The sequence below is a fragment of the Mycobacterium sp. NTMscope_Eco_3 genome (assembly GCF_976985685.1).
This window is the reverse complement of the sequence record NZ_CDRJYZ010000001.1, coordinates 1,109,439-1,135,253: the sequence shown is the minus strand read 5'-3', so window position 1 is coordinate 1,135,253 and position 25,815 is coordinate 1,109,439. Positions and strand designations below refer to the sequence as shown.

General features: G+C 66.1%; 19 protein-coding genes and 2 pseudogenes. 10 read left to right on the top strand and 11 right to left on the bottom strand.

The genetic code is table 11. The features are described from left to right. Positions 1-5: 5 nt before the first annotated feature. From AC0KTM_RS05425 to AC0KTM_RS05395, 7 genes are all read left to right on the top strand, one after another. Positions 6-1,115, top strand: a complete 1,110-nt coding sequence (locus AC0KTM_RS05425; RefSeq protein ID WP_472415119.1) for an acyl-CoA dehydrogenase family protein — start codon at positions 6-8, stop codon at positions 1,113-1,115. Continuing rightward, positions 1,112-2,269, top strand: coding sequence for an acyl-CoA dehydrogenase family protein (locus tag AC0KTM_RS05420; RefSeq protein WP_238957478.1), 1,158 nt, complete (start codon positions 1,112-1,114; stop codon positions 2,267-2,269). The genes AC0KTM_RS05425 and AC0KTM_RS05420 overlap by 4 nt, the downstream gene beginning before the upstream one ends. Continuing rightward, entirely contained in the window at positions 2,266-3,201 is a 936-nt protein-coding gene (locus tag AC0KTM_RS05415) for an acyl-CoA dehydrogenase family protein (protein WP_225326615.1), read from the top strand. The genes AC0KTM_RS05420 and AC0KTM_RS05415 overlap by 4 nt, the downstream gene beginning before the upstream one ends. A gap of 34 nt (positions 3,202-3,235) precedes the next feature. Further along, complete coding sequence (locus AC0KTM_RS05410) at positions 3,236-4,744, top strand: class I adenylate-forming enzyme family protein (RefSeq protein ID WP_472415117.1); 1,509 nt, start codon at positions 3,236-3,238, stop codon at positions 4,742-4,744. A gap of 278 nt (positions 4,745-5,022) precedes the next feature. Continuing rightward, complete coding sequence (locus AC0KTM_RS05405; RefSeq protein WP_472415115.1) at positions 5,023-6,054, top strand: hotdog fold thioesterase; 1,032 nt, start codon at positions 5,023-5,025, stop codon at positions 6,052-6,054. Positions 6,055-6,135: 81 nt separating this feature from the next. Continuing rightward, positions 6,136-7,344, top strand: a complete 1,209-nt coding sequence (locus AC0KTM_RS05400; protein ID WP_225326618.1) for an amidohydrolase family protein — start codon at positions 6,136-6,138, stop codon at positions 7,342-7,344. 406 nt (positions 7,345-7,750) lie between these two features. Then, positions 7,751-9,718, top strand: coding sequence for a SpoIIE family protein phosphatase (locus tag AC0KTM_RS05395; protein WP_225326619.1), 1,968 nt, complete (start codon positions 7,751-7,753; stop codon positions 9,716-9,718). On the opposite strand, the gene AC0KTM_RS05390 is transcribed toward AC0KTM_RS05395, so the two are convergent. The 3 genes from AC0KTM_RS05390 to AC0KTM_RS05380 all read right to left on the bottom strand — a co-directional run bounded on the left by AC0KTM_RS05390 (position 9,715) and on the right by AC0KTM_RS05380 (position 13,286). Continuing rightward, positions 9,715-10,959, bottom strand: coding sequence for an acyl-CoA dehydrogenase family protein (locus tag AC0KTM_RS05390; RefSeq protein WP_238957475.1), 1,245 nt, complete (start codon positions 10,957-10,959; stop codon positions 9,715-9,717). The two genes, AC0KTM_RS05395 and AC0KTM_RS05390, sit on opposite strands and share 4 nt — an antisense overlap. After that, positions 10,956-12,107 (bottom strand): acyl-CoA dehydrogenase family protein, encoded by a 1,152-nt coding sequence (locus AC0KTM_RS05385; protein ID WP_225326621.1) that lies wholly within the window; start codon positions 12,105-12,107, stop codon positions 10,956-10,958. The genes AC0KTM_RS05390 and AC0KTM_RS05385 overlap by 4 nt, the downstream gene beginning before the upstream one ends. Positions 12,108-12,329: 222 nt before the next feature. Beyond that, a complete protein-coding gene (locus AC0KTM_RS05380) occupies positions 12,330-13,286 on the bottom strand; it encodes an alpha/beta hydrolase (RefSeq protein WP_225326622.1) in 957 nt (318 codons plus the stop codon). A 260-nt stretch (positions 13,287-13,546) separates the two neighbouring features. On the opposite strand from AC0KTM_RS05380, the gene AC0KTM_RS05375 reads away from it, so the two are divergent. Both AC0KTM_RS05375 and AC0KTM_RS05370 read left to right on the top strand, forming a co-directional pair. Further along, complete coding sequence (locus AC0KTM_RS05375) at positions 13,547-14,779, top strand: cytochrome P450 (RefSeq protein ID WP_225326623.1); 1,233 nt, start codon at positions 13,547-13,549, stop codon at positions 14,777-14,779. Further along, a complete protein-coding gene (locus AC0KTM_RS05370) occupies positions 14,776-15,933 on the top strand; it encodes a Zn-dependent alcohol dehydrogenase (RefSeq protein WP_238957474.1) in 1,158 nt (385 codons plus the stop codon). The genes AC0KTM_RS05375 and AC0KTM_RS05370 overlap by 4 nt, the downstream gene beginning before the upstream one ends. Positions 15,934-15,941: 8 nt before the next feature. On the opposite strand, the gene AC0KTM_RS05365 is transcribed toward AC0KTM_RS05370, so the two are convergent. Genes AC0KTM_RS05365 through AC0KTM_RS05345 form a run of 5 tightly spaced genes read right to left on the bottom strand, consistent with a single transcriptional unit; the run spans position 15,942 to position 21,279 of the window. After that, entirely contained in the window at positions 15,942-17,846 is a 1,905-nt protein-coding gene (locus AC0KTM_RS05365; RefSeq protein WP_238957473.1) for a YhgE/Pip domain-containing protein, read from the bottom strand. Positions 17,847-17,849: 3 nt separating this feature from the next. Next, positions 17,850-18,527, bottom strand: coding sequence for an ATP-binding cassette domain-containing protein (locus tag AC0KTM_RS05360; RefSeq protein ID WP_225326626.1), 678 nt, complete (start codon positions 18,525-18,527; stop codon positions 17,850-17,852). Continuing rightward, on the bottom strand, positions 18,514-19,170 hold the full coding sequence (locus tag AC0KTM_RS05355; RefSeq protein ID WP_225326627.1) for a TetR/AcrR family transcriptional regulator: 657 nt from the start codon (positions 19,168-19,170) through the stop codon (positions 18,514-18,516). Before AC0KTM_RS05355 ends, AC0KTM_RS05360 begins: the two co-directional genes overlap by 14 nt. A gap of 47 nt (positions 19,171-19,217) precedes the next feature. Next, positions 19,218-20,039, bottom strand: a complete 822-nt coding sequence (locus tag AC0KTM_RS05350; RefSeq protein ID WP_225326628.1) for an SDR family NAD(P)-dependent oxidoreductase — start codon at positions 20,037-20,039, stop codon at positions 19,218-19,220. Between the two features lie 16 nt (positions 20,040-20,055). Continuing rightward, positions 20,056-21,279 (bottom strand): cytochrome P450, encoded by a 1,224-nt coding sequence (locus tag AC0KTM_RS05345; protein ID WP_225326749.1) that lies wholly within the window; start codon positions 21,277-21,279, stop codon positions 20,056-20,058. A 246-nt stretch (positions 21,280-21,525) separates the two neighbouring features. Here AC0KTM_RS05345 and AC0KTM_RS05340 point away from each other — a divergent pair, with 246 nt between their 5' ends. Further along, positions 21,526-23,022: an acyl-CoA carboxylase subunit beta gene (locus AC0KTM_RS05340; RefSeq protein ID WP_225326629.1), complete on the top strand. Its 1,497-nt coding sequence runs from the start codon at positions 21,526-21,528 to the stop codon at positions 23,020-23,022. Between the two features lie 45 nt (positions 23,023-23,067). Here the strand turns inward: AC0KTM_RS05340 and AC0KTM_RS05335 are convergent. From AC0KTM_RS05335 to AC0KTM_RS05325, 3 genes and pseudogenes are all read right to left on the bottom strand, one after another. Continuing rightward, a pseudogene (locus AC0KTM_RS05335) lies at positions 23,068-23,931 on the bottom strand (IS30 family transposase); the annotation flags it as partial. A 79-nt stretch (positions 23,932-24,010) separates the two neighbouring features. Next, positions 24,011-25,366 carry an IS256 family transposase gene (locus tag AC0KTM_RS05330; protein WP_472415113.1) on the bottom strand — a complete coding sequence of 452 codons (1,356 nt, stop codon included), beginning with the start codon at positions 25,364-25,366 and terminating at the stop codon, positions 24,011-24,013. 52 nt (positions 25,367-25,418) lie between these two features. Then, positions 25,419-25,811 (bottom strand): annotated as a pseudogene (locus tag AC0KTM_RS05325) (helix-turn-helix domain-containing protein); the annotation flags it as partial. Positions 25,812-25,815: the final 4 nt, after the last annotated feature.

Genomic DNA, 25,815 nt, shown 5'->3' with positions numbered 1-25,815 from the left:
TGCCGATGAGCATCGTCGTTGAGGAATTCGGTCGGTGGCTGACGGAGTTTCTGCCCGACGACTACTACGAGAAGTACCGGCAGTACCGGTGGGACCTGGGCCTGCGGCGCGACTACCAACGGGCCGCCTTCGAGGCCGGGTGGATCCAGCCGACCTGGCCTCGCGAGCACGGCGGCCGGTCCCTGGGCTTGCGCGACGCCATGGAGGTCCGGCTCGAGGCCGCGCTGCGCTCTGCGCCCAAACTGCCCAACATCGCCGGCCCCAACGTCGCCGCGCCCGGCATTCGTCAGTTCGGCACCGCCGCCCAGGTCGAGCGGCTGCTCGTTCCGCTGTTACGCGGTGACGAGTGGTGGGCGCTGGGCATGTCCGAACCCGAGGCCGGGTCCGATTTCGCCGGACTGCGCACCCGCGCCGAACGCTGTGGCCCTGATGGAGACGTGTTCCGGGTCAACGGTCACAAGATCTGGACCACCCAGGCCCACGAGTCGCGGTGGTGCACCCTGTATGCGCGCACGGATCCCGATGCGCCGAAACACCGCGGCATTTCGTGCCTCATTTTGGACCTGCACGCGCCCGGCGTCAGGATCGAGCCCATCCGCATGGCCTCGATCTCCGACGAAACATTCTGCGAGGTCTTCCTCGACGACGTCGAGGTGCCGGCCGACAATCTGCTGGGGCCGCTCAACGGCGGCTGGAATGTCGCCCTGTCGTCGCTGCAGCATGAACGCCAGATGATCTGGATCATGAACTGGGTCGAGATCAAACGCGGGCTCGACGCGGTTCGCTCCGGCACGGGCCTGGGCCACGACGCCTACGCCGAGCTCGGCTCGCTGCTCGCCGACGCCGAAGCCTTGCGGGCCACCGGATATCGCGCGCTGGGCAACGAACTGGCCGGGCGGCCCAGCCCGGAAGCCGACACCATGAAGCTGCTCGGATCGCTTACGTTGCAGCGTGTTTGGGAACTGGGCGCGGCCACGGCGGGCCCGGAGTCGGCCGCCGACCCGGACCTGCTGTTCGAACGTCAGGACGCGCTGGCCGCGACCATCTACGGCGGCACGTCGGAGGTGCAGCGCAACATCATCGCCGAGCGGCTGCTCGGACTGCCGAAGGGATGACCACGATGGACTACGACCTCGGCGACGACGCCGGACAACTGCGAAGCCACCTGCGCGAGCTGGTAGCCAACCACATCCCCGCCGACTTCCTCGGCGCGTGCACCGAAAACCCGCAGGACCTCGCCACCACCGAGACGTTCTGCAAACTACTGGCCACCGAGGGACTGCTCGCGCTGGCGTGGCCGAAAGAGCATGGCGGCGGCGGTGGTTCGGTCTGGCAGCAGACGGTGCTGCGCGAGGAGATGTGGGCCCAACATGAGCCCCGCGGTCCGCAGTACATGGGGATCAACTGGGTCGGTCCGGCGCTGATGCGCTACGGGACCGAGGAACAGAAAGCCAAGCACCTGGCGGCCATCGCCGCCGGGGACGTCATCTGGTGCCAAGGCTTTTCGGAGCCCGAGGCCGGCACCGACCTGGTGTCGTTGCGCACCCGCGCCGTTCCCGACGGCGACGGTTGGCGCATCACCGGCCAGAAGGTGTGGACGTCCTATGCGCTGATGGCTTCTTGGTGCGTGCTGGCGGCGTGCACCGACCCAGACGCCCCAAAACACCAGCGGCTCACCCTGTTTCTGATCCCGATGGACCGCCCCGGTTTCACCGTCCGGCCGATCCCGTCGATGCTGGGGCCGCACCACCTCAACGAGATGTTCCTCGACGACGTGCAGGCGTTTCCCGGCGACGTGCTCGGTGAGGTCGGTGACGGGTGGCGGGTGATGCGCGAAGCGCTGGCCTTCGAGCGGGTGGGCATCGCCCGGTACGCGCGGTGCGAGTCGCTGCTCGAACGGATGCGCAGCCGGCTCGACGACGAATGGGACGAGCTGCCCGAGACGATTCGCACCCGGTGGGTGCGGGCGCTCGTCGACCTGCGCGTCGCCCGGCTGCTGGCCTATCGCGCCGTGTCACTGCAGGACGATCCGGCGGCGGGCGCGGCCGCCAGCGCCGCCCGCATCGTCACGACGACCCTCGATCAGCAGGTCGCCGAGCTGCTGTTCGACGTGCTGGGCCCCACGGCGCTGGACAGCGGCAGCTCCGCGCCACTGCACGGGGCGATCGAAGACCATTGGCGTTACGCACAGGCGGCCACCGTGGCATCGGGCACCATCGAAGTGCAGAAGATGCTGGTGGCACGGGACGTGTTGGGAGGAAGTCGATGAAAACCGATCTGCCACAAGACATCAGCGATTTCGCCGCGGTCGCGGGCAAGCGACTAACCCGATTGGGTGGACCGCCGGCCGCGCTGCGCGCCGAGGCCGACGACACCGTCCGCGACGCGGCGCGCGCCGCGTTGAACGAGGTGGGCGCGTTCGACCTCGACGTGCGCTCGGCCCCGGACGATCTGCTGGCTGCCGCGGTGCTGTGCCAGGCCGCCGGCGCCACAGTGCTGCCCTATCCACTGGTGGAGGAGCTGCTGTCGATCGACGGCGCGCGCCTGGCCCTGGTGAATCCGAAGGCCCCGCGCATCGACCACGGAGATCTGGCCGGCGACTGGATCGCCGCGGACCTGGACGGCAACCGGTACCGGCCGCAGCCGGCGGCGCGGACCGGCGCCAAGCTGGGGCCGTTCCTGGTTCCGGCCACCCTGGGCGCACCCGAGGGAAGCGTCGGAGCCGCCGACGTTAATCTTCATCTCGTGCTGGGATCATGGCGGATTCTGGGAGCGGTGCAGCAGTCGTTGCAGATTGTCACCGAACACGTGCGCGCCCGGATTCAGTTCGGCAAGCCGCTCGCGGACTTTCAGGCCGTCAGGTTTGCCGTCGCGGACGCCGCCGTCGCGGTGCGCGGGCTGCACGAACTCGCGAAATATACGATCTGCCGACCCGAATCGCTGCCGTCGCAGATCCATTCGGCCGACGCCCTGGTCCTTCGGCTCAAAGCCGCCGACACCGCGCGGCAGGTGATGCGCACGTCGCACCAGTTACTCGGAGCCCTGGGTTTCTGCGACGAGTCCGACGTCAGCGTGCTCGACCGGCACACCCAGCCGCTGATCCGGTTGCCGCTGGGCACCGAGGAACTCGCCCTGCGCCTGATCCCCAGCGTGTCGGACGGGTCGCTGGAGACGCTGTTCAGCGAGCCGGTATCCGCGTGAGCCGCCGCACGACGATTGAGGAGGAACGGCGCAGGTGAGTAGCGAACCCGTCGCGGCCGACGCGGCGGAAAACCCGTTCGCGGACGGAGTTCCGTTCGGAACCAAGCTGCAAGAGCTCGCCGAACAACGTCCGGACGATACCGGCGTCACGATCGTGGCGCTCGACGGCACCGCGCAAACGCTGACATTCGGTGAGCTCGACGCCCGCGCCAACCAGTGGGGCCGGGCCCTTGCCGCCAACGGCGCCGCGACCGGTTCCCTTGTCGCCCTTGCCATCCCGAACTCCGCGCATCTTGTGCTGGCGACGCTGGGGTGCTGGAAGATCGGCGCGGTTCCGGTGCCCATGCACTGGGATCTTCCCGAGTGGGAGCGCGACCGGGTACGCGAGGTGATCGATCCCGTCGTCGTCGTCGACGAAAAGAGCCGCTGGGAACTCGACACCCGCGCGGCCGGCGAGTCCGACGGTCCCCTGCCGGTGGCGGTCTCCCCCACCGCCAACGGAATCTGCAGCAGCGGTTCCACCGGCGTGCCCAAGGTGATCCTGAACCTGGCGCCGTCGCTGTGGATCCCCCAGCAGGGCGAACCGTTCCTGTCGAACTGGACACCGGTTTCCCAGCCGCAGACGATCATGGTGCCCGCGCCGATGTATCACACCAACGGCTTCGCCACCTTCCTCATGCTGCTGGCGGGCGACCATCTGGTGATACTCGAAAAGTTCGACGCCGCATTGGCTCTCGACGTGATCGAGCGCTTCCGGATCACCAATTTCACCGCGACGCCCACCATGCTGGCGCGCATCGCGGCCCGGCCCGACGTCCGGGAGCGCGACCTGTCCAGCATCGTGTTCATCCTGCAGGGCGCCGCGGTGATGCCGCCGTCGCTGCTGCACACCTGGTTCGAACTGCTCAGCCCGGAGCAGATCGTGACGGCGTACGGCATGACCGAAAACCTGGGGCTCACCGCGCTGCGCGGCGACGAGTGGCTTGCCCACCCGGGCAGCGTGGGTCGCGGTTTCCGGGACACCGAGATCCGCATTCTGGACGCCGAGAAGCGGCCGCTGGGACCCGGCGAGGACGGGGACGTGTACCTGCGAGCGCCGATGAGCGCGGGGTACCGCTACCTGGGTGGGGCGCCCCCGCTTCCGTCGACGGAGGACGGCTTCCGCTCCGCCGGGGACATGGGCCACCTCGACGAGGACGGCTTTCTCTACATCGTGGACCGCCGCGTGGACATGATCGTCAGCGGCGGCGCCAATGTCTTTCCGGCCGAAGTCGAGTCGGCGCTCGCCGGCCACCCCGGAATCGCCGACGTCGTCGTGATCGGCCTTGCCGATCCGCAGTGGGGGCGCCGCGTGCACGCGGTGATCCAGCGCGCCGACGCCGACGGCGCCGAGCCCCTCACCGAACGGGACGTGATCGCGTACGCCAAGAGCCGCCTTGCCCCCTACAAGGCGCCCAAGACGGTCGAATTCGTCGACGCGATACCGCGCACCGCCGCGACGAAGGTCAACCGCTCGGCGATGATCGAGGCCCGCGGCGGCTGAGCGTCGGACCGTTGGTCGGCAACGGCAGTGGCGGGCACACCTGCGCATCCGGCCGGCATATTCGCCCGCGTCGAGAATTTCAATGACCGCAAAATCAAATGTGACGTCAACAAACGCACCGTGAAAATGGCGGTCGGCCCGGTCGATTTGCGTGCGGCGGGGCGGTGCACCGCCACCAGGGAGGACGGCGTCCGGTCTGGGCATCGCGGACACGCCACGAAGCGCGGTAACCTCATTCTCGGAGCGCAAGGATTGCGCCACGGAAGGGACCAGCGCCGATGACCGCCCCTAATGACGAAGCCGAAGTGACGCGCGGCGACCGCTTCATCAAGACCGCCGTCGCGATTCTGGGGGAAACGGGACGCACCGACTTCACCGTGCAGGAGGTCGTGGCACGCTCCAAGACTTCGCTGCGGGCCTTCTACCAACACTTCGCCAGCAAGGACGAACTGCTGCTGGCGCTGTTCGACCGAACCATCGCCCAATCGGTGCAGGCGTGGCGCGCTGAGACCGACGGGCTGGACAGCACCTCGGCCTTGAAATTGCTGATCGACCGGCTCAGCCAGCAACCGGAATCGAGCACCCAGGACAGCCTGAATCGGGCGCTGACCCTGTACAACCAGCACCTGGCCGAGACCCGTCCCCGCGATTACGCCCGCGTGCTCTCACCGTTGCACCGGCTGATTCGCGACATCGTCGGGCAGGGCATCACCGAAGGGGTCTTCAACCCCGGATTGGACGTCGGCGCGTCGGCCGCCATCGTCATGCAGACGGTGATGGGCGCGCAGCGATTGCATTGGCTGGGTTCGGAATTGAACGGCGCACCCGTCGATACCGGCCACCTCTACGACTTCTGCAGCCGCGCCCTCGGCATCCGCGAAACCGACGAAGAGTCGACGGTCCCGTCGCTGGCCGAGCTGTTCGCTCAGATCGGCATGCGCCCGGGAAGCCGCAACGGTGAATTCGCCATGACCATGCCGGTCAGCCCGCAGGTGGTCAACACGTCCGGCGCCCTGCAGGGGGGCCTGATCGCGACGCTGGTGGACGTGGCGGGCGGGCAATTCGGGCTGGAGTATTTGGAGCCCGGCACCACGATGACGACCTCGGATCTGTTTGTCCGCTACCTGCGACCCGTCCGGCAGGGCGCGGCGTTCGCGGTGCCCAAGGTGTTGCGATCCGGACGGCGGGCGATGGTGATGCAGGTGGACATCTTCGGGGACGGCGACGACGAACTGCTCGCCACCGCCACCGTGAACTTCGCCATCATCAACGGCACAACGCCGACCATCGGGCCGCAGGCGGACGGGTAGGCGCGGGTATACCTCGTTGCCCAGGAGTGGTAACGTCGTTACCGGGCAGTGAGAATTCAGAATCTTTGCAAGGAGATCGCCATGCCGTCTCGCGAGCTTCCCTTCCCCGTTTTCGACGCGGACAACCACATGTACGAGCCGCAGGAAGCGCTGACCAAGTTCCTGCCGGACAAACGCAAGAACGTCATCGACTACGTCCAGGTCCGCGGCCGCACCAAGATCGTTGTGCGCGGCCACATCAGCGAATACATCCCGAACCCGACGTTCGAAGTGGTGGCCCGCCCGGGCGCCCAGGAGGACTACTTCCGCCACGGCTCGCAGGGCAAGAGCTACCGCGAAATCCTCGGCGAGCCAATGAAAGCCATCCCTGCCTTCCGCGAACCGGGCGCACGCCTGGAGGTCATGGACGAACTCGGCATCGACTTCGCGCTGATGTTCCCGACACTGGCCAGCCTCGTCGAGGAGCGCATGAAGGACGACCCGGAGATGACCCATGACGTCATCCACGCGCTCAACGAGTGGATGTACGAGCAGTGGTCGTTCAACTACCAGGACCGCATCTTCGCCACCCCGGTGATCACCCTGCCGATCGTCGACCGCGCGCTCGAGGAATTGCAGTGGTGCCTGGAGCGCGGCGCCCGCACCGTCCTGGTGCGTCCGGCGCCGGTGCCCGGCTACCGCGGCAGCCGGTCGTTCGGGCTCGAAGAGTTCGATCCGTTCTGGCAGGCCTGCGTGCGCGCCGAGATCCCCGTTTCGATGCACGCTTCGGATAGCGGCTACTCCGAGTTGCTCAACATCTGGGAGCCGGGCGACGAGTTCCTGCCGTTCAAGCCGACCGCCTTCCGCAGCCTGGCCATGGGCCATCGCCCGATCGAGGACGCGTTTGGCGCCCTGATCTGCCATGGCGCGCTGACCCGCAACCCTGACCTGCGGATACTGTCGATCGAGAATGGCGCCGACTGGGTGCCGACCCTGTTCCGGGGCCTCAAGGGCGTCTACAAGAAGATGCCGCAAGCGTTCGCCGAGGACCCGATCGAGACGTTCAAGCGGTGCGTGTACGTCAGCCCGTTCTGGGAGGACCGGTTCACCGAGATCGTCAACATGGTGGGCACGGACCGGGTGGTCTTCGGATCGGACTGGCCGCACCCCGAGGGCTTGAAAGACCCGATCACCTTCGTCGACGAGCTGGCCGACTTCAGCGACGAGGACAAGGCAAAGATCATGGGCGGCAACCTGATGAAGCTGATGAAGGTTTCCGCGCCGGCTTCAAAAAAGCCCGTCTCGGCCTGATCGGGTGCCCGGCGCCGTCCGGTAGGTCGGCCGAAATATTTTGTGCGCCTGTAGTTTTGGGTGACCCATCGCGAACTCGCTCGCCCGGCAACGCGTAACCGGCCTTCCGGAATGCACCTGCGGACACGGCGCGACGAATTCGCATGACGCTGCCGATGACGCACTCGGGCAAGCCCTTTCCGCACGCGCGCACCCGCGTCGACGGCTATCGCGATTTGCGGCGACGTCAATTTTGCCTGTCGCCGGATTCGGCGATATAACACTCCGGTATCAAACCGTTGCGGTATGCAACTAATACCATTGCTAATCTGAACACCTACGTGCGCTGAATAAGTCAACTCATTTGACCCGGTTTACGACTCTGATTGCCCGCAGGCCCGTCGAAACTGCGAGGAGGAACGGCCAGATGGTGGCCGAAAAGGACTGGGACAGAACCGTTGGTGCGGCCGACGATGTACGGCGCGTCTTCGAGCATGTCCCCATGCTGTTGGTCGGGCTCGAGGGGCCCGACCACCGATTCGTCGCGGTCAACGCGGCTTACCGCATCCTCAGTCCTCCCCTCGACTCGATCGGCCTGCTGGCCCGCGACGTCTATCCCGAGCTTGTGAGCCAGGAAATCATCCAGATGTTCGACCGGGTGTACCAGACGGGCGAGCCGCAGTCAGGAACAGAGTGGCGGGTCCAAGCCGACTTCGAAGGCGCGGGCCGAGCGCAGGAACACTTCTTCGACTTCATCGTCTCGCCGCGCCACGCCCAGGACGGCACGATCGAGGGCGTGCAGCTCGCGTTCACCGACGTCACGGACCGGGTGCAAATGCGGATGGCGGCCGAAGCGCGCCTCGAGGAGCTGTCCGAGCGGTACCGCAACGTCCGCGATTCCGCCACCGTCATGCAGCAGGCGTTGCTGGCGCCGTCGGTGCCCGTCATTCCCGGCGCGGACGTGACCGCGCAGTATCTCGTCGCCACGGAAGACACCGCGGCCGGTGGCGACTGGTTCGATGCGATTCCCCTGGGGGACAGGCTGGTTCTCGTCGTCGGTGACGTCGTCGGCCATGGTGTCGAAGCGGCCGCGGTGATGTCGCAACTGCGGACCGCACTGCGGATGCAGGTCGTTGCGGGATATCCGATCGCCGAGGCGCTCGAGGCCGTCGACCGATTCCGCAAGCACGTGCCCGGGTCGAACACGGCCACGATTTGCGTCGGAGCGCTCGACTTCGGCACCGGCGAATTCCGGTACTGCACCGTTGGTCACCCACCACCGCTGCTGGTGACGTCGGACGCGACCTCGCGCTATCTCGAGCCCTCCGGCGCGGGCCCGCTCGGCAGCGGCACCGGCTTTCCGGTCCGCACCGAATTCCTTGACGTGGGCGACTCGATCCTGCTGTACACCGACGGCCTGATCGAGCGACCCGGCCGGCCACTGGGCGCCAGCACCGCCGAATTCGCCGAGCTGGCCGCGAATATCGCCGGAGGGCAACGCGGCTTTGTCATCGCATCATCGGAGCGACCGGTCGACCGAATCTGTTCGGAGACACTGGAATTACTGCTGCGGTCGACCGGCTACAGCGACGACGTGACGCTCCTTGCGGCGCAGCGCCGCACACCGCCCGCGCCGCTGAACATGACGCTGGACGCCACGCTGCAGACCGCCCGCACGGTACGCAATCGGCTGCGGCAGTGGCTGTCGGAGATCGGCGCCGACGCGGACGACATCTCCGATGTCGTGCACGCGATTTCGGAGTTCGTCGAGAACGCGGTCGAGCACGGGTACGCCACCGAGGTCTCCGACGGCGTCGTCGTCGAAGCGACGCTGTCCGGCGATGGCGATCTGCACGTCTCGGTGATCGACCGCGGACGGTGGAAGGATCACCGCGAAGGCGAGACCGGCCGCGGCCGCGGCCTCGCCATGGCCGAAGCCTTGGTGTCACACGCGCACGTCAGTCACGGCCCCGATGGAACGACCGCCAGTGTGAGGCACCACCTGTCGCGGCCGGCGGACTTCGTCACGGACTCGCTGATCAGCCGCGCGGCCGGTCGTCGGGCACACGACTCCGAGTTCGTCTCCGCGGTCACCGAACCGGGCCGCATCGTGGTCAGCGGCGACGTCGATTCCAACACCGCGTCCACCCTGGACCGTCAGATCGCGGTCGAAAGCCGTTCCGGCGTCGCACCGTTGACCATCGATCTCAGCGCCGTCACCCACCTCGGATCGGCGGGCGTCAGCGCTCTCGCCGCCGCGCGGGAGCGGGCGCAACGACAGGGCAGCGAGTACGTGCTGGTGGCCCCGCCAGGAACCCCTGCGCACCACGTCTTGTCACTGGTGCAGATCCCGGTGGTCAGCGGTCTCGCCGAGAACGTCGTGGCCGAAGGCTAAGACCGCTCGGATCGCTCGCCGTGCCGCACCTGGTTGAACGGCACCCCGCGATCGGCGGCATATTCACGGGGGAAGCCCAGCACCCGCTCGCCGATCACGTTGCGGGCCATTTCCGTTGTGCCGCCGCCGATCGCGACCGTCTGCCGGGACAAGTAACGCAACCCCGCCTCCAGGCCGGCGCCCTGCTCCCCCACCACGCCGGCGCTTCCCACGATCTCCAACGCGGTGTCGACATCCGTGGTCACGGTCTCGGAGTGAAACAATCTGATGAGCGTTCCGGCCGCCGGCGGCAGGACGCCGTCCCTGACACTGCGGTACACATGGCCGATCAACTGCTCGGCGACGGCACGGTGCACCAGGACGCGGCCGGCCTTCTCGCGCACGCGTTGGTCGTCGGCTTGTCCGGTCTTCTCCACGAGGCTCACGTAATCGACCGGGATCGCGTTGCCGCCCTCGCTGCCGCCACCGCTGGCGAACTCCGAGCCCTGCCCCACCGCCCGCCGTTCGTGATACAGCTGCCGCGAGGCCACCGCCCAGCCGCCGTTGACCTCCCCGACAACGGCGTCGTCCCCAACGTCGACTCCGTCGAGGAACTCCTCGCAGAATTCGGTGGAACCACTCAGCATGGTGATGTGCCGCAACGTGATTCCCGGATGAGCGATGGGCACCAGGAACATGGTCAGGCCTTCGTGCTTGGGCACATCCCAATTCGTGCGGGCCAGGCACAGGCCGTAATCGGCGGCGAACGCGCTCGTGCTCCAGGTCTTGGCGCCGTTGATGATCCAACGGTCGCCGTCGCGTTCGGCCCGGGTGAGCACGCCGGCCAGATCCGATCCGCCGCTGGGTTCGCTCAACAATTGCACCAGCACCTCTTCGCCGCGCAGCGCCGCGGCGATGTGCTGCTTCTTCTGGTCTTCGCTGCCGGTGTCAAGCAGCGTCGCACAGCAGATGGTGAACGTCGGGGTGTTGAGGATCAAGGGCATTTCGTAGTCCAGGGTTTCGGCGTCGAATGCCTGCTGGTATTCGTAGTCCAGCCCCAGCCCGCCGTACTCGCGGGGAAAACAGATGCCGGCGAAACCGCCGTCGTACAAGCGCTTTTGCAGCTCTCGCGCCCGCAGCCACGCCCGTGCATCGTCACGCGGGGCCGGTGGCGGGGAGTCGCGGTCGATGGCGGGCATGTTGTCGGCCAGCCATGCCCTGGCCCGGGCGGCGAACTCTGCGACGGATTCGGTCTGCGTCATCTGTCCGAACGACCCGCCTTTTCGAACTCGTACACCCGCAGGTTATGTTCCTCCGGCGTCCCAAACATGCCGCGGTACAACGCAACCCGGCGAAGATACAGGTGCAGGTCATGCTCCCAGGTGACGCCGATGCCGCCGTGCATCTGCACGCAGGCCTGGACGATCTGGCCGGCCATCTCCCCCACGTAGGACTTCGCGATGCTGGCCGACAAACCCGCTTGCGGCGCGCGGGCGGCCACGTCGTCCACCGCCGCCCACGTGGTGGCCCGGCAGGCCTCCAGCCACAGCTTCATATCGGCGAACTTGTGTTTGAGGGCCTGATACGACGCCAGCGGCCGGCCGAATGTGTGCCGGTCCAGCGCCCACTGGGTGGTGAAGTCGAACACCGTCTGCAGGACGCCGACCACCTCGGCGCATTGCAACACCTGGGCTATCTGGCTTTGTCGATCGACCAGCGCGGCCGTCTCGTCGGCGGTGCCGACCGCCGCGGACCGTGGTACGACGACACCGTCGAAACGCACGCGCGCGTATTGCTTGACCAGGTCCACCGACTGCTGGGGCTCGATGCTGACGCCGGACGCGTCCGTCGGGACCAGAAACTGGCGAATCTCAGCGGCATTCGCCCCGCTGCGCGCCACCACCAGCAGCGCCGCGCTCTGGGCGCCCGCCTCGACGCGGTCCTTGATGCCGTCGATGCGGTAGCCGGCGTCGGTCTCGGTGGCCGTCACCGAGGGATCGAGCGGCGCCCACCCCTGGCCGGGCTCACAAACCGCCCACGACGCCACCGTTTCACCCGCTATCAGCGCCTCGATGGCGTCGCTGTGCGCGGCCGAGTTCGTGCAGTCGGCGAGCGCCGACAGGACGGTGCTGACCGGATACAGCGGCCCGGGCGCCACCGTCTTTCCGAGTTGCTCGGCGACCGTCGCCAGGTCGGCAAACCCGCTCTCCGACACGCTTCCCCCGCCCAGCTCCTCCGGGACGAGCAGCCCCGCCCAGCCGAGCTCCGCGGCGCGCCGCCACCACGCGGGGTCAAACGACGCGCCCTCGGCGTGTAGCTCCCGCACCCGACGCAGCGGCGCCTCCTTTTCGAGAAAGGCTTGGGTGGTCGAGGTGAAAAGGATCTTTTCGGGAGAGTCGATGGTGGTCATGGCGCCGAGGGGATCCTTCTTGACATTCGATCGCTGCGGGTGCAACGGAAACGGTTTGGGTATTTGATCATCCGCCCGATCGGTCCTCGGTTGGCTGGCGATTCCGATGTTAGCAACGGGCGATACGGTAAGAGATACCGGAGTTCGGTCGGTAAAAACCGTGCCGAACGTGCGCCTCGGGGAATCGCGGAAACCGCCCGGGTCTACCCGGACGAGCCCTTCCTACATGGCGAACACACGGCGTACCGCCTGGGCGTGCAGCGCCCGGTTCTCCTGGGAAACAATCCAATCCGGCACCATCGAGTCGAAGCCATTGAAGGTCGCCGCAATCACATGCAGTTCGGTGTGGACGTAGGCATGCAGCAGCCGATTGGCGTAGTCGATGGCCTCGTCTCGGCAGGGATCGATTTCGGAGCAGCTGACGAACGTGGGTGGCAGCCCCTCGAGGTTCGCCCGGTGCGCGGGGACGTGTTGCCCACTGGCGCTGGCGTGGCCGAGGTAGTGGTTCCAGGCCCGGCTAACGGCCGGACCATTGAGACCCGGGGTGCGCTGGAACTCGCGACGCGACGGCGTGGCATCGGAGTCGAGCATCGGCTGATGCAGGATCTGCATCAGGATGGGTGGACCTTCCTGGTCGAACATGCGCTGGGTCAGGCTCGCGACCAGCGCCGCGCCGGCGTCCCGGCCCATGACCGCGATGCGGCTGGCGTCGGCGTCCAGCTCCGCGCTGTGGTCGACCGCGTAGCGGAAGGCCGCTTCGACGTCGTCCAGCGCGGCCGGACACGGATTTTCGGGCGCCAGCCGGTAGTCGACGGAAACCACCAGACAGCCGCCGTCGCGGGCCAGCTCCACGCAGTGCGCATGGTCTGTCTCCAGGTTCCCGGTGACGAACCCGCCGCCGTGCGCGTACACCACCAGGGGCGCGGCGGATTCGGTGCGGCCGCGGTACAAACGAAGCCCCAACTGGCCACCCGGCCCGGCAATGGATCGGGAGTCGATCAAGACGCCAGCGGTGTCGGCCGCCGCGGCGCGCTGGGCGGCCAGCAGGTTGGCGTGCTCCCGCTCGGCGGCCAACGTCTCGGCGCGGAACTCGAAGACGCCTAACTCAACGGCGGCATCGCGCAATACCGGGTCGATGCGGGTGAGGCCATGGGGCCGGGCCAGGTTCGTCTGTGTCATACCTACTCAATTTCTCCGGCTCGTCATGCACGCTAAACCACCTTCAAGGTAGACCTGAGCTTTTCGCCGGAGGCAGACGAGGTAGGCATCGGCGCGAGAAGACTCCCGACGCGACGATCGCAGCAAGCCGTTGGGCTTCGTTGCTATTTATACTATGATAGCTAAATTCCGCTCGGTACAAACCCGCCGTGGACTAGCGGGCGGTCGTCAATCGGTCCGCGCGAACGGCCTTACTCGGTTGTTTCCAGGAGGAAGCGCTGATGACGCTCAGCACTGACCCGAACGGTCAGCCCGTGGTCCCCCCGCTCGACTTCACCGGCGAAACCAGCCCCTATCCCTTTTTCGAATACATGCGGCACACGGACCCGGTCTGGCATGGCTCCCTGGCCGATTCCGGGCAGCTGCCGGAGGAATTGCGGCCCGACGACGAATGGGTCCTGTTCGGTTACGACGGTGTGTCCCAGGCTTTTCGCGATGACCGGGTCTTCACGTCGGCCGCCTACGACAAGACCATCGGGCTGGTGATGGGACACACCATTTTGGCGATGGGCGGCAGGGAACACCACGACCATCGCAATCTGGTGGCCAAAGCCTTCCGCGCCACCGCCCTGGCGCGGTGGGAGCCATCGGTCATCGGGCCGGTGTGCGATCAGCTCGTCGAAGAAATCCAAAACGAGGGCCAGGCGGACCTGGTGAAGGCGGTGACCTTCGAGTTCCCGACGCGGATCATCTCCACGCTGCTCGGTCTGCCCGCCGAAGATCTCGACCTGTTCCGCCGCCTATCGCTCGACCTCATCTCGATCCCGACCGACATCGAGGCGGGGTTGAACGCCGCCACGGAGCTCTACGACTATTTCCTCAAACAGGTCGAGCAGCGCAGGCGCAAGCTCACCGATGGCATCATCGGCGACCTGGTCGCCGCGGAGATCGACGGCGAGAAGCTCACCGACGAGGCCATCATCTCCTTCTTGCGATTGCTGCTTCCCGCCGGCCTGGAAACCACGTACCGTTCGTCGGGCAATCTGCTCTATCTGCTGCTGACCCACCCCGAGCAGCTGGCGATGGTCCGCCGGGACCGGTCGTTGCTGCCGATGGCGATCGAGGAGGGCCTGCGTTTCGAAACGCCACTGACCATGGTCATGCGCACCACGACCGAGGAGGTCGAAATCGGCGGTAAGACAATCCCGGCCAACGCCCAGATCGACATGTGTATGGGTTCGGCCAATCGCGACGAGAGCCGCTGGAGCGACCCCAACACGTTCGACATCTGCCGCCCGCGCCAGGCCCACATCGCCTTCGCGGGCGGCATTCACATGTGCCTCGGCATGCATCTGGCGCGACTGGAAACGCGGGTCATGTTGAACAGCCTGTTCGACCGCGTCGAGGATTTGGCGTTCGTGCCCGACGACGGAACCGGGGAGGAGTCCAAGATCGTCGGGCTCACATTCCGGTCGCCGAACAAGCTTCCGGTCACCTTCACGCCCGCCGCATGAAAAGCCGCGCAGCGATCCTGCACGACGTTGGCGGCCCGTGGTCCGTCGAAGATTTCGAACTGGACCCGCCCAAGGCCGGCGAAGTCCTGGTGCAGATGGCCGCCGCCGGCCTGTGCCACTCCGACGACCACATCCTCAAAGGCGACATGTCGGCGCCCAATGAGGTGATGCGATCCCTCGGGCTGCCGACCATGTTCCCGACGATCGGCGGCCACGAAGGCGCCGGCATCGTGCGTGAGGTCGGCCCCGGCGTCACCGATGTCGCGCCGGGTGACCACGTGGTGATGTCCTTCGTCGCCGTGTGCGGCCAATGCCGTTGGTGTGCCAGTGGAATCGAGTACCTCTGCGACCAGGGCATCGGCACCATGGTTCCGGGAATGCCGACCGACGGCACGTTCCGCCACCACACCGCCGACGGCCGGAAGTTGGGTCATATTTCCAAGATCGGCGCCTTCGCCGAACACACCGTGGTCTCGACGAATTCACTGGTGAAGATCGAGCAACATCTGCCACTGACGTCGAGCGCGCTGTTGTCCTGCGCCATCCCGACCGGATACGGTTCCGTCGCCAACCGGTCCAACATGCGTGCGGGCGATACCCTCGTGGTGATCGGCGTCGGCGGGATCGGCACGGGCGCCATCCAGGGTGCCCGCATCAACGGCGCCGCCCAGATCGTGGCCGTCGATCCTGTTGACTTCAAACAGAAATCGGCTTTGCAATTCGGTGCGACGCACAGCGTGGCGACGACCGCCGAGGCGCTGGACCTGGTGCGGGGTCTGACCTACGGGGTGATGGCCGACGCCGTGGTGGTCTCACCGTCGTTGATCACCGCCGACGACGTGCGCGACGCGGTGCGGCTCACGCGCAAGGGCGGCACGTGTGTGCTCACCGGCATGACGTCGCAGTTGACCCGGTCCGTCAAGATCGACTTGCAGGATTTCATCCTGACCAATAAGACGTTGGCGGGCACCATCTTTGGCTCATGTAACCCGAAGGCCGACATCGCCAGGTTGGCGAGGCTGTATGAGACAGGTCAGTTGCAGCTCGACGAGATGATCACCAAGCGCTATCACCTTGACGAGGTCAACGACGCCTACGACGATCTGCTCAACGGCAAAATCGTCCGGGGCATCATCGATTTCGGGATCGGCTGAAGCCCTGCTTACATCTTGATCGCGGGGATCAGCCTACTGAGATTCCAGACCCTGTCTCGTCGCGACGACAGGCAGGAGATCGCCAGTGCGGCAGCGGTTATCCCGGCCAGCACGATGATCGCCTGCCATAGCCGCGCGTCGATGCCGCCGAGGATCAGCTGCCGGAGCCCGTTGACGCCATAGGTCATCGGGTCGAAGCGGTGCAGGATCTGGAATGGCCGTGACGTGGTTTCCACGGGATACATGCCGCCCGCGCTGACGAGCTGCAACATGAGTAGAGCCATGATCAGCACCCGGCCCACCGCTGGACCGACAAGCGCGTTGATCGCCTGCGTTGCGGCTACGAACGCACTGGAAATCAGCACCATGAACCCCAGCATGGCCGCCGGATGGACGGCGTGCATACCGAGGGCGAACCGGACCACGCAGTAGAGAATGACCGCTTGGAATAGCGCGATCGCGGCGGCGGGCAGGTAGCTGGCGAGGACCACGCGGAACGCGAGCACTTCCGCCGCGATCGCGCGAGACTGCAAGGGCCGCAGCACCATCCACAGCACCAACGCACCGAAGAACAAGGCGAGCGTGAGGAAGAACGGAGCCATCCCGGTGCCGAAGTTGGGCGCGGCATTCTCATGCGAGGCCTCGAGTTGCACCGGACCACCAATTGTGTCGGCAACCGCATCCTTTTGCTGGCTTGTCCAGTTGGGTACCTGCTTGGCCCCGTCGGCGAGTTTGGTCGCCAGCTCGGCCGATCCCGCCTTGAGCTGTCGTGCCCCGTCGTCGAGCTTGGCAATGCCACCGGCCAATTCGGCGTTGCCGGTGGCGACTTGCTGGGCTCCGTCGCGCAGCTGGGTGAGCTTGTTCGTCAGCTCCTGTCCCTTGCTGCCGACCTGGTCGAGCGCCGACCCGAGGGGGCTGCCTGGGTTACGCAGCCCCGATGTCATGGCGATCGCCGCGTTCTGCGCATCGGTGAGTTGCTGGCGGATCTGGGGTGTGAACTGGTGACCCCGGAGCTGATCCTGGATGCCGCGCAGGTTGTTCGCGAGCGGATCCTGTCGCGCGGAGAGCTGATCGATCACCGATGACAGCGAGTTTGCGGCGGCATCCTGCGCCGCGGCGATGGTACCGAGCTGGTCGTTGGCCTGCGCAAGTGCGGCTGCGCCCTGTTGCAATTGCTGCGTGCTGCCGCCGATTTGCGACACCGCCTTGGTCACCGCGAGCAGCGGGTCGGTGGCCTGGTTGATTCCGTCTGACAGTTGCTTGGCACCAGCGGCAAGCGTTGCCGAGCCGGACCGCGCGGTGTCCAGGCCGCCCACCAGCTGGCCCGCGCCGTCATCGAGTTGCGCGGCCCCGTCTGCGGCCTGCTTGATACCTGATCCCGACGAAACCACCACCGACAGCATCTGATTGACGGCCTGTCCCGAGATCCGGCTGGATACCGCGTTGAGCACCTGGCCGATGGCGGTACGACCGATACTCGTCGAGATGTAGTTGTTGGCGTCGTTGTAGACGGCGATCAGGTTGGCCTTCTTGGGTTGCCCGGTCACCGGCGACGCGACGGCCGCGCTGAAATCTGGCGGTAATTCGACCATGAAGTAGTACTTGCCGTGGTCGACTCCGTTGCGTGCCTCCGGTAAGTCCACGACGTGCCAGTCAAGGCCGCCGTCCGCGGTCAGGCTCTTGGCGATCTCCGCGCCGGCATTGAACTGCTGCCCGGATACGACGGCGCCGCGGTCGGAGTTGACCAGCGCCACCGGCATCTTGTTGGTGTGGCCGAACGGATCCCAGAACGCCCACAGGTACAGCGCCCCGTACACCAGGGGCAGCAGCATCAGTACGACGATGGCCACGCGCGTCAATCGGCTACGGCCGAAACGTTTGATCTCCGAGCCAAAGGCCAGTCCAGCCAACATCGTTCAGCCCTCTCCGGTCGGGATGCGGTGATCGTGTAGTTCGTGGTCGGGCGAGTCCGTGCCGAGCGGGTTGGTCACCCCGACGACGACGGTGCGCTGCTCCGCGATCACGCCGAGCCTGTCGACCGCGACCGTTCGCCGGGAATTGTCACGAACCTGTTCGAGGTCGCCGACCACCAGGATCGGACGATTCGACAACAACGCGAGCGTGATGCGCAGCAGAAACAGTTCGAGGTCTGACAATTCGACGATGTAGGTGTCGCCGGACGGGGGGGTCATCTCGCCGAAGACCTCGGTCAGCTCGGCCGGACCCGATTGAAGCGGCACCGATGAATACCACGGCGCCAGCCACCGTCGTTGCTCGGCGAGCACGGTCTCCACGGTCACCGAATCCTCCAGCTCGTCGATGTCGTCGAAGGCCGCGATCGAGCATTGCCGGCGGATCGCGCGCGGGGTTGTTTCGCCGAGGACGGTCAGCGTGCCGTGGCTCGGCCTGAAACGCCCCGCGAGCGTCAGCAGCAGCGTGGTCTGCCCCGGCCCGCCGGGCATCTGGATAGCGTGAAAACCCGGTGTGAGGGCGAGATCGATATCCGAAAATAGGGGGCCGTGCTCGCCGTCGACGCCTAACCCGCGGGCGATGATCACCGGCGCCACCGCGTCCGGCCCGTCATTCGCATCCATGGTGAGGTCCTTCCTGACCGGCGGAAGCCCGGATAGATTCCAGCACCGCGGTGACCAGCTGCGCTAGCAGGTCGGGGTTGATGGTCCCGGGACGCAGGACCTCTTCCATCGCCACGCCGAGGTTGATCGTGACGACGAGCTGGGCGAGGTCGGCCAGCTCTCGATCGGACGCCACGGACGGGCTCGATTTGACGATGTGCACCGCTTGGTCGGCGGCGGCGGCGCGGCGGCGTTCGATGAGACGCTCGCGCAGCTGGTGGTCACGCTGGGCGCGCAGCCAGTATTCGACGAACAGCACGTAGAAGTCGGAATGGTCGCGAACTGCGTCCAGCCATGACCGGCTCAATTCCCGTGCGGCCGCACCGGTGTCGCCACCGCTGCTGTCCAGCGCTGTGGCGATCTGCTCACCGCGGAGCTCGAACTCGCGGTCGAGCAGGGCCAAAAACAGCTCGTCTTTGGATTCGAAATTCGAGTAGACCGCGCCCTTGGTGAAACCTGCGGCCTGGCCGATGGCATCGATGGTGGCCCCGGCGAAGCCTTCGGCGGCGAAAACCTTCGACGCTGCGTCCAGGATCCGGTCGCGAACCTCGCCGCGGGTGGGGCGGGTTCGGTGCGGCTTGACAGGGGACATGGTCAGCAGCATACTCGACGGTATCGAATGGATACTAGCAAGTATCGAAGGGGATGGTGCTAAGGGAGCTTGGCCAGGGCGTGATCCCAGAGTTGGCGCGCGAGGATCGGATCGTAGGCCGCCCGATTGGCTTTGGCGACTTTGCCTTTCGCGTAGTATTCGCCGACCGTCCAGTCGACGCCGGGCACGCTGGTCGCCAACCAGACCAGCTGATCGGCGCCATCATCCGCGGACTTGATCATTCGGCTAGCGGGCGTGCGTTGCATGGTCGTCAGAAACCGCGAGCCGGACGAATGACCGATGTTGGTGTTGACGAAACCGGGGTGAACCACTGCCAGCGAAAGACCATCGGCCCGATAGCGCCGATCTAATTCCTTGGTGAACAAGATGTTTGCCAACTTCGCCACCGCGTAGGCGGTGCTGGGCCGGCGCCGTTCCGTCGTGTCGAAATCGGCGAGCTTGACATTGCGCAGCAGCCGCTGTGACGAGCTGGACGTGTTGACGATCGTGGCATGCGAGCCGATGAGCACGTCCAGCAACAGCGTGGTGAGCAAGAACGGCGCCAGGTAGTTGACCTGAAAAGTGATCTCATGGCCGTCGGGGGTTCTCCGGAGCTTCGAGAACACTCCTCCGGCGTTGTTGCCCAATACGTCGATGCGCGGGCAGGCGGACCGGATTTTGTCTGCCAGCGCCCGAACTTGGGACAGGTCGGCGAAGTCGGCCAGGAAATAGTCGGCGCCCAACTCCGCGGCCATGGCCGCGGTCTTGCTTTCCGACCGCCCCACCAGCACGACGTTGTGCCCGCCACGGCTGATCCGGCGGGCCGCCGCCGCACCGATGCCGTCGCTGGCGCCCGTGATGACGATCGTCTTTGACGTCACCGCAGGAGTGTATCGATCACCGCCGCAGTGAGTAACGAACCGGCAGGTGCTTGAGCCCGCCGACGAAGGTCGTGGCGACCAGCTCCGGGTCGCCGGTCAACTCAATGGATTCCAGGCGTGGCAGCAGCTCTGAGAAGAAGCTGCTGACCTCCATGCGGGCCAGCGCCGCGCCCATGCAGAAGTGCACGCCATAGCCGAAGGCCAGGTGCTTGTTGGGGTCGCGACCGACGTCGAAGCGGAAAGGCTCGTCGAAGACTTCCTCGTCGCGGTTGGCCGACACGTAGGACAGCAGCACGGATTCGCCTGCGGCAATGGGGACTCCGCGCACGACAGTGTCGCTGGCGGCGGTGCGCATGAACTCCTTGACCGGCGTCACCCAGCGGATCATCTCGTCGGTGGCCAGTGGCATCAGGTCGAGGTTGTCGCGCAAGCGGTGCAGCTGGTCGGGGTTTTCGATGAGCGCCTGCAGGCCACCGGAGATGGTGGCGCTGGTGGTGTCGTGGCCCGCGGTGGCGACGATCAGGTAGTAGGAGACGGTGTCGATGTCCGACAGGGGTTCGCCGTCGACGCGGGCGTTGGCGATCGCCGAGGCGAGATCCTCGGTCGGGTGTTCGCGGCGGGACGCCGTCACGCCGTTGAAGTATTGGAACATGTCGAGCAGCGCCGGCAGCTGGTCCTCGTTGGAGCTGCCGCGCTTGAATTCGGAGTCGTCGCTGCCGAACAATTCCTGCGTCAGCTTGAGCATGCGGGGAAAGTCGGCCTCGGGCAGGCCCAGCAGCGACATGATCACGTAGAGCGGGTAATTGACGGCGACTTCCTGAACGAAGTCGCATTCGGGACCGACCGCCATCATCTTGTCGACGTAGATCTTGGCCAGCTCGTCGACGCGAACCTTCAGGGCCCGCATCGCCTTTGGGCGAAACCAGTCGGAGCCGATCGCGCGCACCACCCGGTGCTGCGGGTCGTCCAGGTGGATCAATGTGCGCACGCCGACGGCGGCCTGCATCTCGTCGCCTTCGGCGGTCGTCAACACCGGTCGCGGCCAGTTGGTGAAGAGCATGTTTTCCCGCTCGATGTCCATGATGTCGGCGTGTTTGGTGATCGCCCAGAACGGCCGGTAATTCGGCACCTCCACCCGCGACACCGGAGCGTTGGCGCGCAGGTGAGTCAGCGCCGCATGCAGCCGCTGCTCGTCGGTGTACGCCAACGGGTCCGTCAGCAGGTTGGCGGCCTCGTCCATCGTGGTGGTGCTCACTGGTGAAACTCCTCGATTCGGGGCGTCCCCGCCGGCGAAAGACGGACCTCGAGGGACGGGGCATCAGGACTGCGGGTAACTTTACCGTAAGCAATCCAGTATGTGACCCCGCAACGTGGCGATCGCAAGCGCGGCGTAGCCGGCGCCGGGGGCACCTCCCGCTTGCGGGGGACGGGTCGCCACCATAAGGACTGCTCGTGCGACGAATCCTCTATGAGGTAGGACATAGGCATGCCGAAAGCCCAGGACTGGGGAGAAACGCTCGACGATCTCGAGCGACGCCGTCAGCACGCGCTCGAAATGGGCGGGCCGGAGCGGCTCGACAAGCACCGCAACAAGGGCAAGCTCGACGCCCGCGCTCGGATCGAGTACCTCCTCGACCCGGGCACGTTCCGCGAGCTCGGCACCCTGGTCGGCGGTGAGACCGCGGCCGACGGCCTGGTCGTGGGCTCCGGCGAGCTCAACGGCTCACCGGTGATGCTGGGCGCCGAGGACTTCACCACCCTGGCCGGCAGCATCGGGCCCGGCGGCAATTCCAAGCGGTACCGCATCGCCGAACTGGCGCTGCGCGACAAGATCCCGCTGATCATGCTGCTCGAAGGCGCCGGCTTCCGCCCCACCGGCGGGCATTACGGGCGCACCCCGACCGACCTGCTCGCGCAGGCGCAATGCTCCGGGCGCGTCCCGACCGTCGCCGCTGTCCTCGGCCCCTCGGCCGGACACGGCGCACTGGTGGCACCCGTTTGCGACTTCCGGATCATGAGCCGGCAGGGCGCGATCTTCACCGCAGGGCCCCCCGTCGTCAAAGAGTCGACCGGAGAAGACATTTCGAAAGAGGACCTGGGCGGGCCGGGCGTCGCGTTGCCCAGCGGCGTGATCCACAATGTCGCCGAGGACGACGAAGCGGTGCTTGACGACGTCCGCCGCTACCTGTCGTACTTCCCGCCCAGCGCGTGGTCGTACCCGTCGCCGCAACCGTCCGGTGCGGCCTGCGCACCGCGGCCGACGCCGGAGCTGCTCGACATCGTCTCCCGGGACAACCGCCGCGTTTACGACATGCGCGCCGTGCTCGATGTGGTCTTCGACAGCCCCGACTGGTTCGAAGTGCAGCCCCAGTTCGGCAAGGCGATCATCTGCGCACTCGCCCACCTCGGCGGCCACCCCGTCGCGGTGGTGGCCAACCAGCCGCAGGTGCTCGCGGGCTCCATCGACGCCGACGCCGCCGACAAGGCGGCCCACTTCATCATGGTGGCCGATTCCTTCCACCTGCCGATCGTGTTCCTCGCCGACAACCCCGGGATGCTGCCCGGCAGCCGATCCGAACGCACCGGCGTGCTGCGGGCCGGCGCGCGGATGTTCGCCGCGCAAACGGCCGCTACCACGTTGAAGCTGCACCTCACACTGCGCAAGGCGTACGGCTTCGGGTCGATGGTCATGTCGCTGTTGGGTTTCGACCATCAGGTCGCGACCTTCGCCTACCCCGGTGCCACGATGGGCGCCATGAGCGCCGCGGCCCTCAGCCGCGCCTCACACGCGGGCGAAGACCTTTCGGCCAAGCTGCGTAACGCCGAGCTGGAGGCCTCCTACCGCTCGGCCGAGCACATGGGGTTCGACGAACTGATCGATCCCCGCGAGACACGCGACGCCCTGCTCGCGTCCTTGAAGCGCGGCCTGTCGAGCAGGCAGGCCGCCGCCGAGCCGGTAACCCGGACCGTCATCCTGCCTTAGAACCGCCGCGAGAGTGCATCTACCGACTGCGCCTCTCGGGCGGTTTCACGCGGTGGATGCAACGGTGGGTGGTTTGGACAATAGTTCGTTGAGGGCTTCGGCGGGTGTATTCCAGTCCAGGGTTTGGCGTGGTCGTCCGTTGAGTTCGGCGGCGACGTAGTCCAGGTAGCCGGCGCCATAGACCGATAGGTCGGTGCCTTTCGGAAAGTATTGGCGCAAAAGCCCATTGGTGTTCTCGTTGCTACCGCGTTGCCACGGCGAGTGTGGATCGCAGAAGTAGATATCCAAGTCAGTGGCGTCAGCGATGGCGAGGTGGTTGGTCAACTCCTTGCCCTGGTCCCAGGTCAACGAGCGGCGTAGATGGTCGGGCAACTCGGCCATTTTGGCCACGATGGCGTTTTGCACCGCCAGGGCGCCGTGGTCATCGGGCAGGTGCAAGAGCATGACAAAACGGGTGGTGCGCTCAACCAGAGTGCCAATCGCGGACCCCGATTTGGTGCTGCCCAGGATCAGGTCGCCTTCCCAGTGACCGGGGACGGCACGGTCGGCGACCTCGGGTGGGCGTTGGCTGATATTGACCATGTCGGGGATACGTCCGTGGCGGCGGGCCCCGGGCTGGTGCTGGGATCGGCGCACCGCGCGTTTGGTCCGCAGGCACCGATGCAGCTCGCGGCGCAACGAGCCGCGGCCCTGAACGTAAATGGCCTGGTAAATGGCCTCGTGGGACACCCGCATCTCCGGATCATCAGGGAAGTCGCGGCGCAGCCGCGCGGCTATCTGAGTTGGGCTATGCAACTGTTTTAACCGAGTCTGCACTTCGGCGTGCAGCCTGTCATTGATCGCGAGCTTGCGGGTCTTGGGGCGCCGCGCCCGATCAGCGGCACGGTCATGCGCCGACACGGCCAGATAGCGCACGCTCGCGGTCGAGCCTGTCAAGTTTTCTGTGTAAATCGCCCTGTCTGATTGTTGGTGTCGGTTGTTGTGGTGCTTACAGATAACGTTCGATGCGCTCTGGATAGACCAGGGTGAGTTGTTCGAGCGCTTTCTTCCAGTTGGTGACCACTTGTCCTTCCACGAGGCGTCCGGGGGCTACTCGGCCGTGCTTTTGGCCGCGCTCCTTGGCCCGCTGGGCGGCGCGTTTGTCCTCGATGTTGCAGATCGCCAGCCAGAGCAATTTCACCGCCGAGGCGTCGTTGGGGAACTGGCCACGGTTCTTGATGACCTTGCGCAGTTGGTAGTTCAGCGATTCGATCGAGTTGGTCGTGTAGATCACCCTGCGCAGCTCGGGCGGGAATCCCAGAAACGGGATGAACTGTTCCCACGCGCGTTCGAAAACCATTGCCACCGTGGGGTTTTTCTTACCCAAATCCGATGCGGTGAACGCGTCTAACTCCACCCGGGCGGCATCGGCGTCCGGCGCGGTGTAGATCGGCTTGAGCGCCGCGGCCACGGCCTTGCGGGCGCTGTAGGACACGAACCGCAGAGCATTGCGGATCAGGTGCACTACACAGGTCTGCACCGCAGCTTGCGACCACGTCGCCGCGATCGCCTCGGGGAACCCGGTCAGCCCGTCACAGCACACGATCAGCACGTCCTTGATGCCGCGGTTGGCCAGATCAGCGCAGACCGACGCCCAAAACGAGGCTCCCTCGTTGGGCTGGACCCAGATCCCCAAGACGTGTTTGACCCCGGCCAGATCGACACCCACGGCGATGTGTGCGGCCTTGTTGCGGGTGTGGCCGCCGTCTTTGACCTTCACGATCATCGCGTCGAGATAGATCACCGGGTACAGCGGCTCCAACGGCCGGCGCTGCCACGCCAGGACCTCATCGGAGACCTCATCGACGATCTTAGAGATCGTCTCGTGCGATACCTCGGTTCCGATCGTGGACGCTAGATGAAATTGAATGTCCCGCAACGTCATTCCACCGGCATACAGCGAGACGATCATGTCATCGAGCCCACCGATGCGGCGGGCGCCTTTGGGGACCAGTCGCGGGGTGAACGAGCCGTCGCGGTCGCGCGGCACCTCCAGGGGAACCGGACCGGCCTCGGAGTGCACGGTCTTGGGCGAGCTGCCGTTGCGGGCATTGGGCAGCTCCCGGCCGATCGGGTCGCCCTTCTCATAGCCCAGATGGTCGGTCAGCTCCGCGGCCAGCCCGCGTTCGAGGGCGAGCTTGATCAGTCCCGGCAGCAGACCTCCCTCACCGGTCAGAGCTACCTCGCCGGTATCGATCTGCGCTAGTAGATCATCGACTGCACCCGAAGCCCGAAGCGCTTCGGCCATCTCGACCGTCGAGCCAGCCTCAACCAGCGTCCCATCCATGTCCTTGCCTGTCGTCACGTCCTGCGATCCTTCCGTTAACAGGACTTACACAGACCATCTGACACGCCCTCGCGGTCTTGCCGCTTTGGCGGGCCCCGAACGCCTCTTTGCGCCGATACCCCGATTTGCAGCCCGTATGGCGGTTACGCAACTCGCAGTTGCTGTCGATCTCACGCTTAATCGTCGATGCTGGCCGGCCCAACCGGCGCCCGATCGAGCGCAAAGATTCCTGGGCATGCACACCGGCCTGGATCTCGATGCGTTCCTGCAAGCTCAACCGCGGCCGGGGACCGCAGATATTCGGTGTCCTGAAACGGGGTTTCACCCCGCCAGCCTCACGGAACCACTGCCGACCCGTGCCTTGCGACACGCCGACGGCCACGCCCGCCGAGCCCGGATCAAGGCCCCGCCGAACACATTCCCAAAACACCGGAACCCGCGACCGCAACGTCCCATTGGCCATCGCA

Excerpts from the sequence above, each read along its gene's own strand:
- AC0KTM_RS05380 (WP_225326622.1), bottom strand. The coding sequence starts at position 13,286 with ATGACACAGACGAACCTGGCCCGGCCCCATGGCCTCACCCGCATCGAC.
- AC0KTM_RS05365 (WP_238957473.1), bottom strand. The coding sequence starts at position 17,846 with ATGTTGGCTGGACTGGCCTTTGGCTCGGAGATCAAACGTTTCGGCCGT.
- AC0KTM_RS05385 (WP_225326621.1), bottom strand. The coding sequence starts at position 12,107 with ATGACCACCATCGACTCTCCCGAAAAGATCCTTTTCACCTCGACCACC.
- AC0KTM_RS05405 (WP_472415115.1), top strand. The coding sequence starts at position 5,023 with ATGACCGCCCCTAATGACGAAGCCGAAGTGACGCGCGGCGACCGCTTC.
- AC0KTM_RS05345 (WP_225326749.1), bottom strand. The coding sequence starts at position 21,279 with ATGGACGAGGCCGCCAACCTGCTGACGGACCCGTTGGCGTACACCGAC.
- AC0KTM_RS05415 (WP_225326615.1), top strand. The coding sequence starts at position 2,266 with ATGAAAACCGATCTGCCACAAGACATCAGCGATTTCGCCGCGGTCGCG.
- AC0KTM_RS05355 (WP_225326627.1), bottom strand. The coding sequence starts at position 19,170 with ATGCTGCTGACCATGTCCCCTGTCAAGCCGCACCGAACCCGCCCCACC.
- AC0KTM_RS05390 (WP_238957475.1), bottom strand. The coding sequence starts at position 10,959 with ATGACGCAGACCGAATCCGTCGCAGAGTTCGCCGCCCGGGCCAGGGCA.
- AC0KTM_RS05395 (WP_225326619.1), top strand. The coding sequence starts at position 7,751 with ATGGTGGCCGAAAAGGACTGGGACAGAACCGTTGGTGCGGCCGACGAT.
- AC0KTM_RS05375 (WP_225326623.1), top strand. The coding sequence starts at position 13,547 with ATGACGCTCAGCACTGACCCGAACGGTCAGCCCGTGGTCCCCCCGCTC.
- AC0KTM_RS05400 (WP_225326618.1), top strand. The coding sequence starts at position 6,136 with ATGCCGTCTCGCGAGCTTCCCTTCCCCGTTTTCGACGCGGACAACCAC.
- AC0KTM_RS05425 (WP_472415119.1), top strand. The coding sequence starts at position 6 with ATGAGCATCGTCGTTGAGGAATTCGGTCGGTGGCTGACGGAGTTTCTG.
- AC0KTM_RS05360 (WP_225326626.1), bottom strand. The coding sequence starts at position 18,527 with ATGGATGCGAATGACGGGCCGGACGCGGTGGCGCCGGTGATCATCGCC.
- AC0KTM_RS05420 (WP_238957478.1), top strand. The coding sequence starts at position 1,112 with ATGACCACGATGGACTACGACCTCGGCGACGACGCCGGACAACTGCGA.
- AC0KTM_RS05370 (WP_238957474.1), top strand. The coding sequence starts at position 14,776 with ATGAAAAGCCGCGCAGCGATCCTGCACGACGTTGGCGGCCCGTGGTCC.
- AC0KTM_RS05340 (WP_225326629.1), top strand. The coding sequence starts at position 21,526 with ATGCCGAAAGCCCAGGACTGGGGAGAAACGCTCGACGATCTCGAGCGA.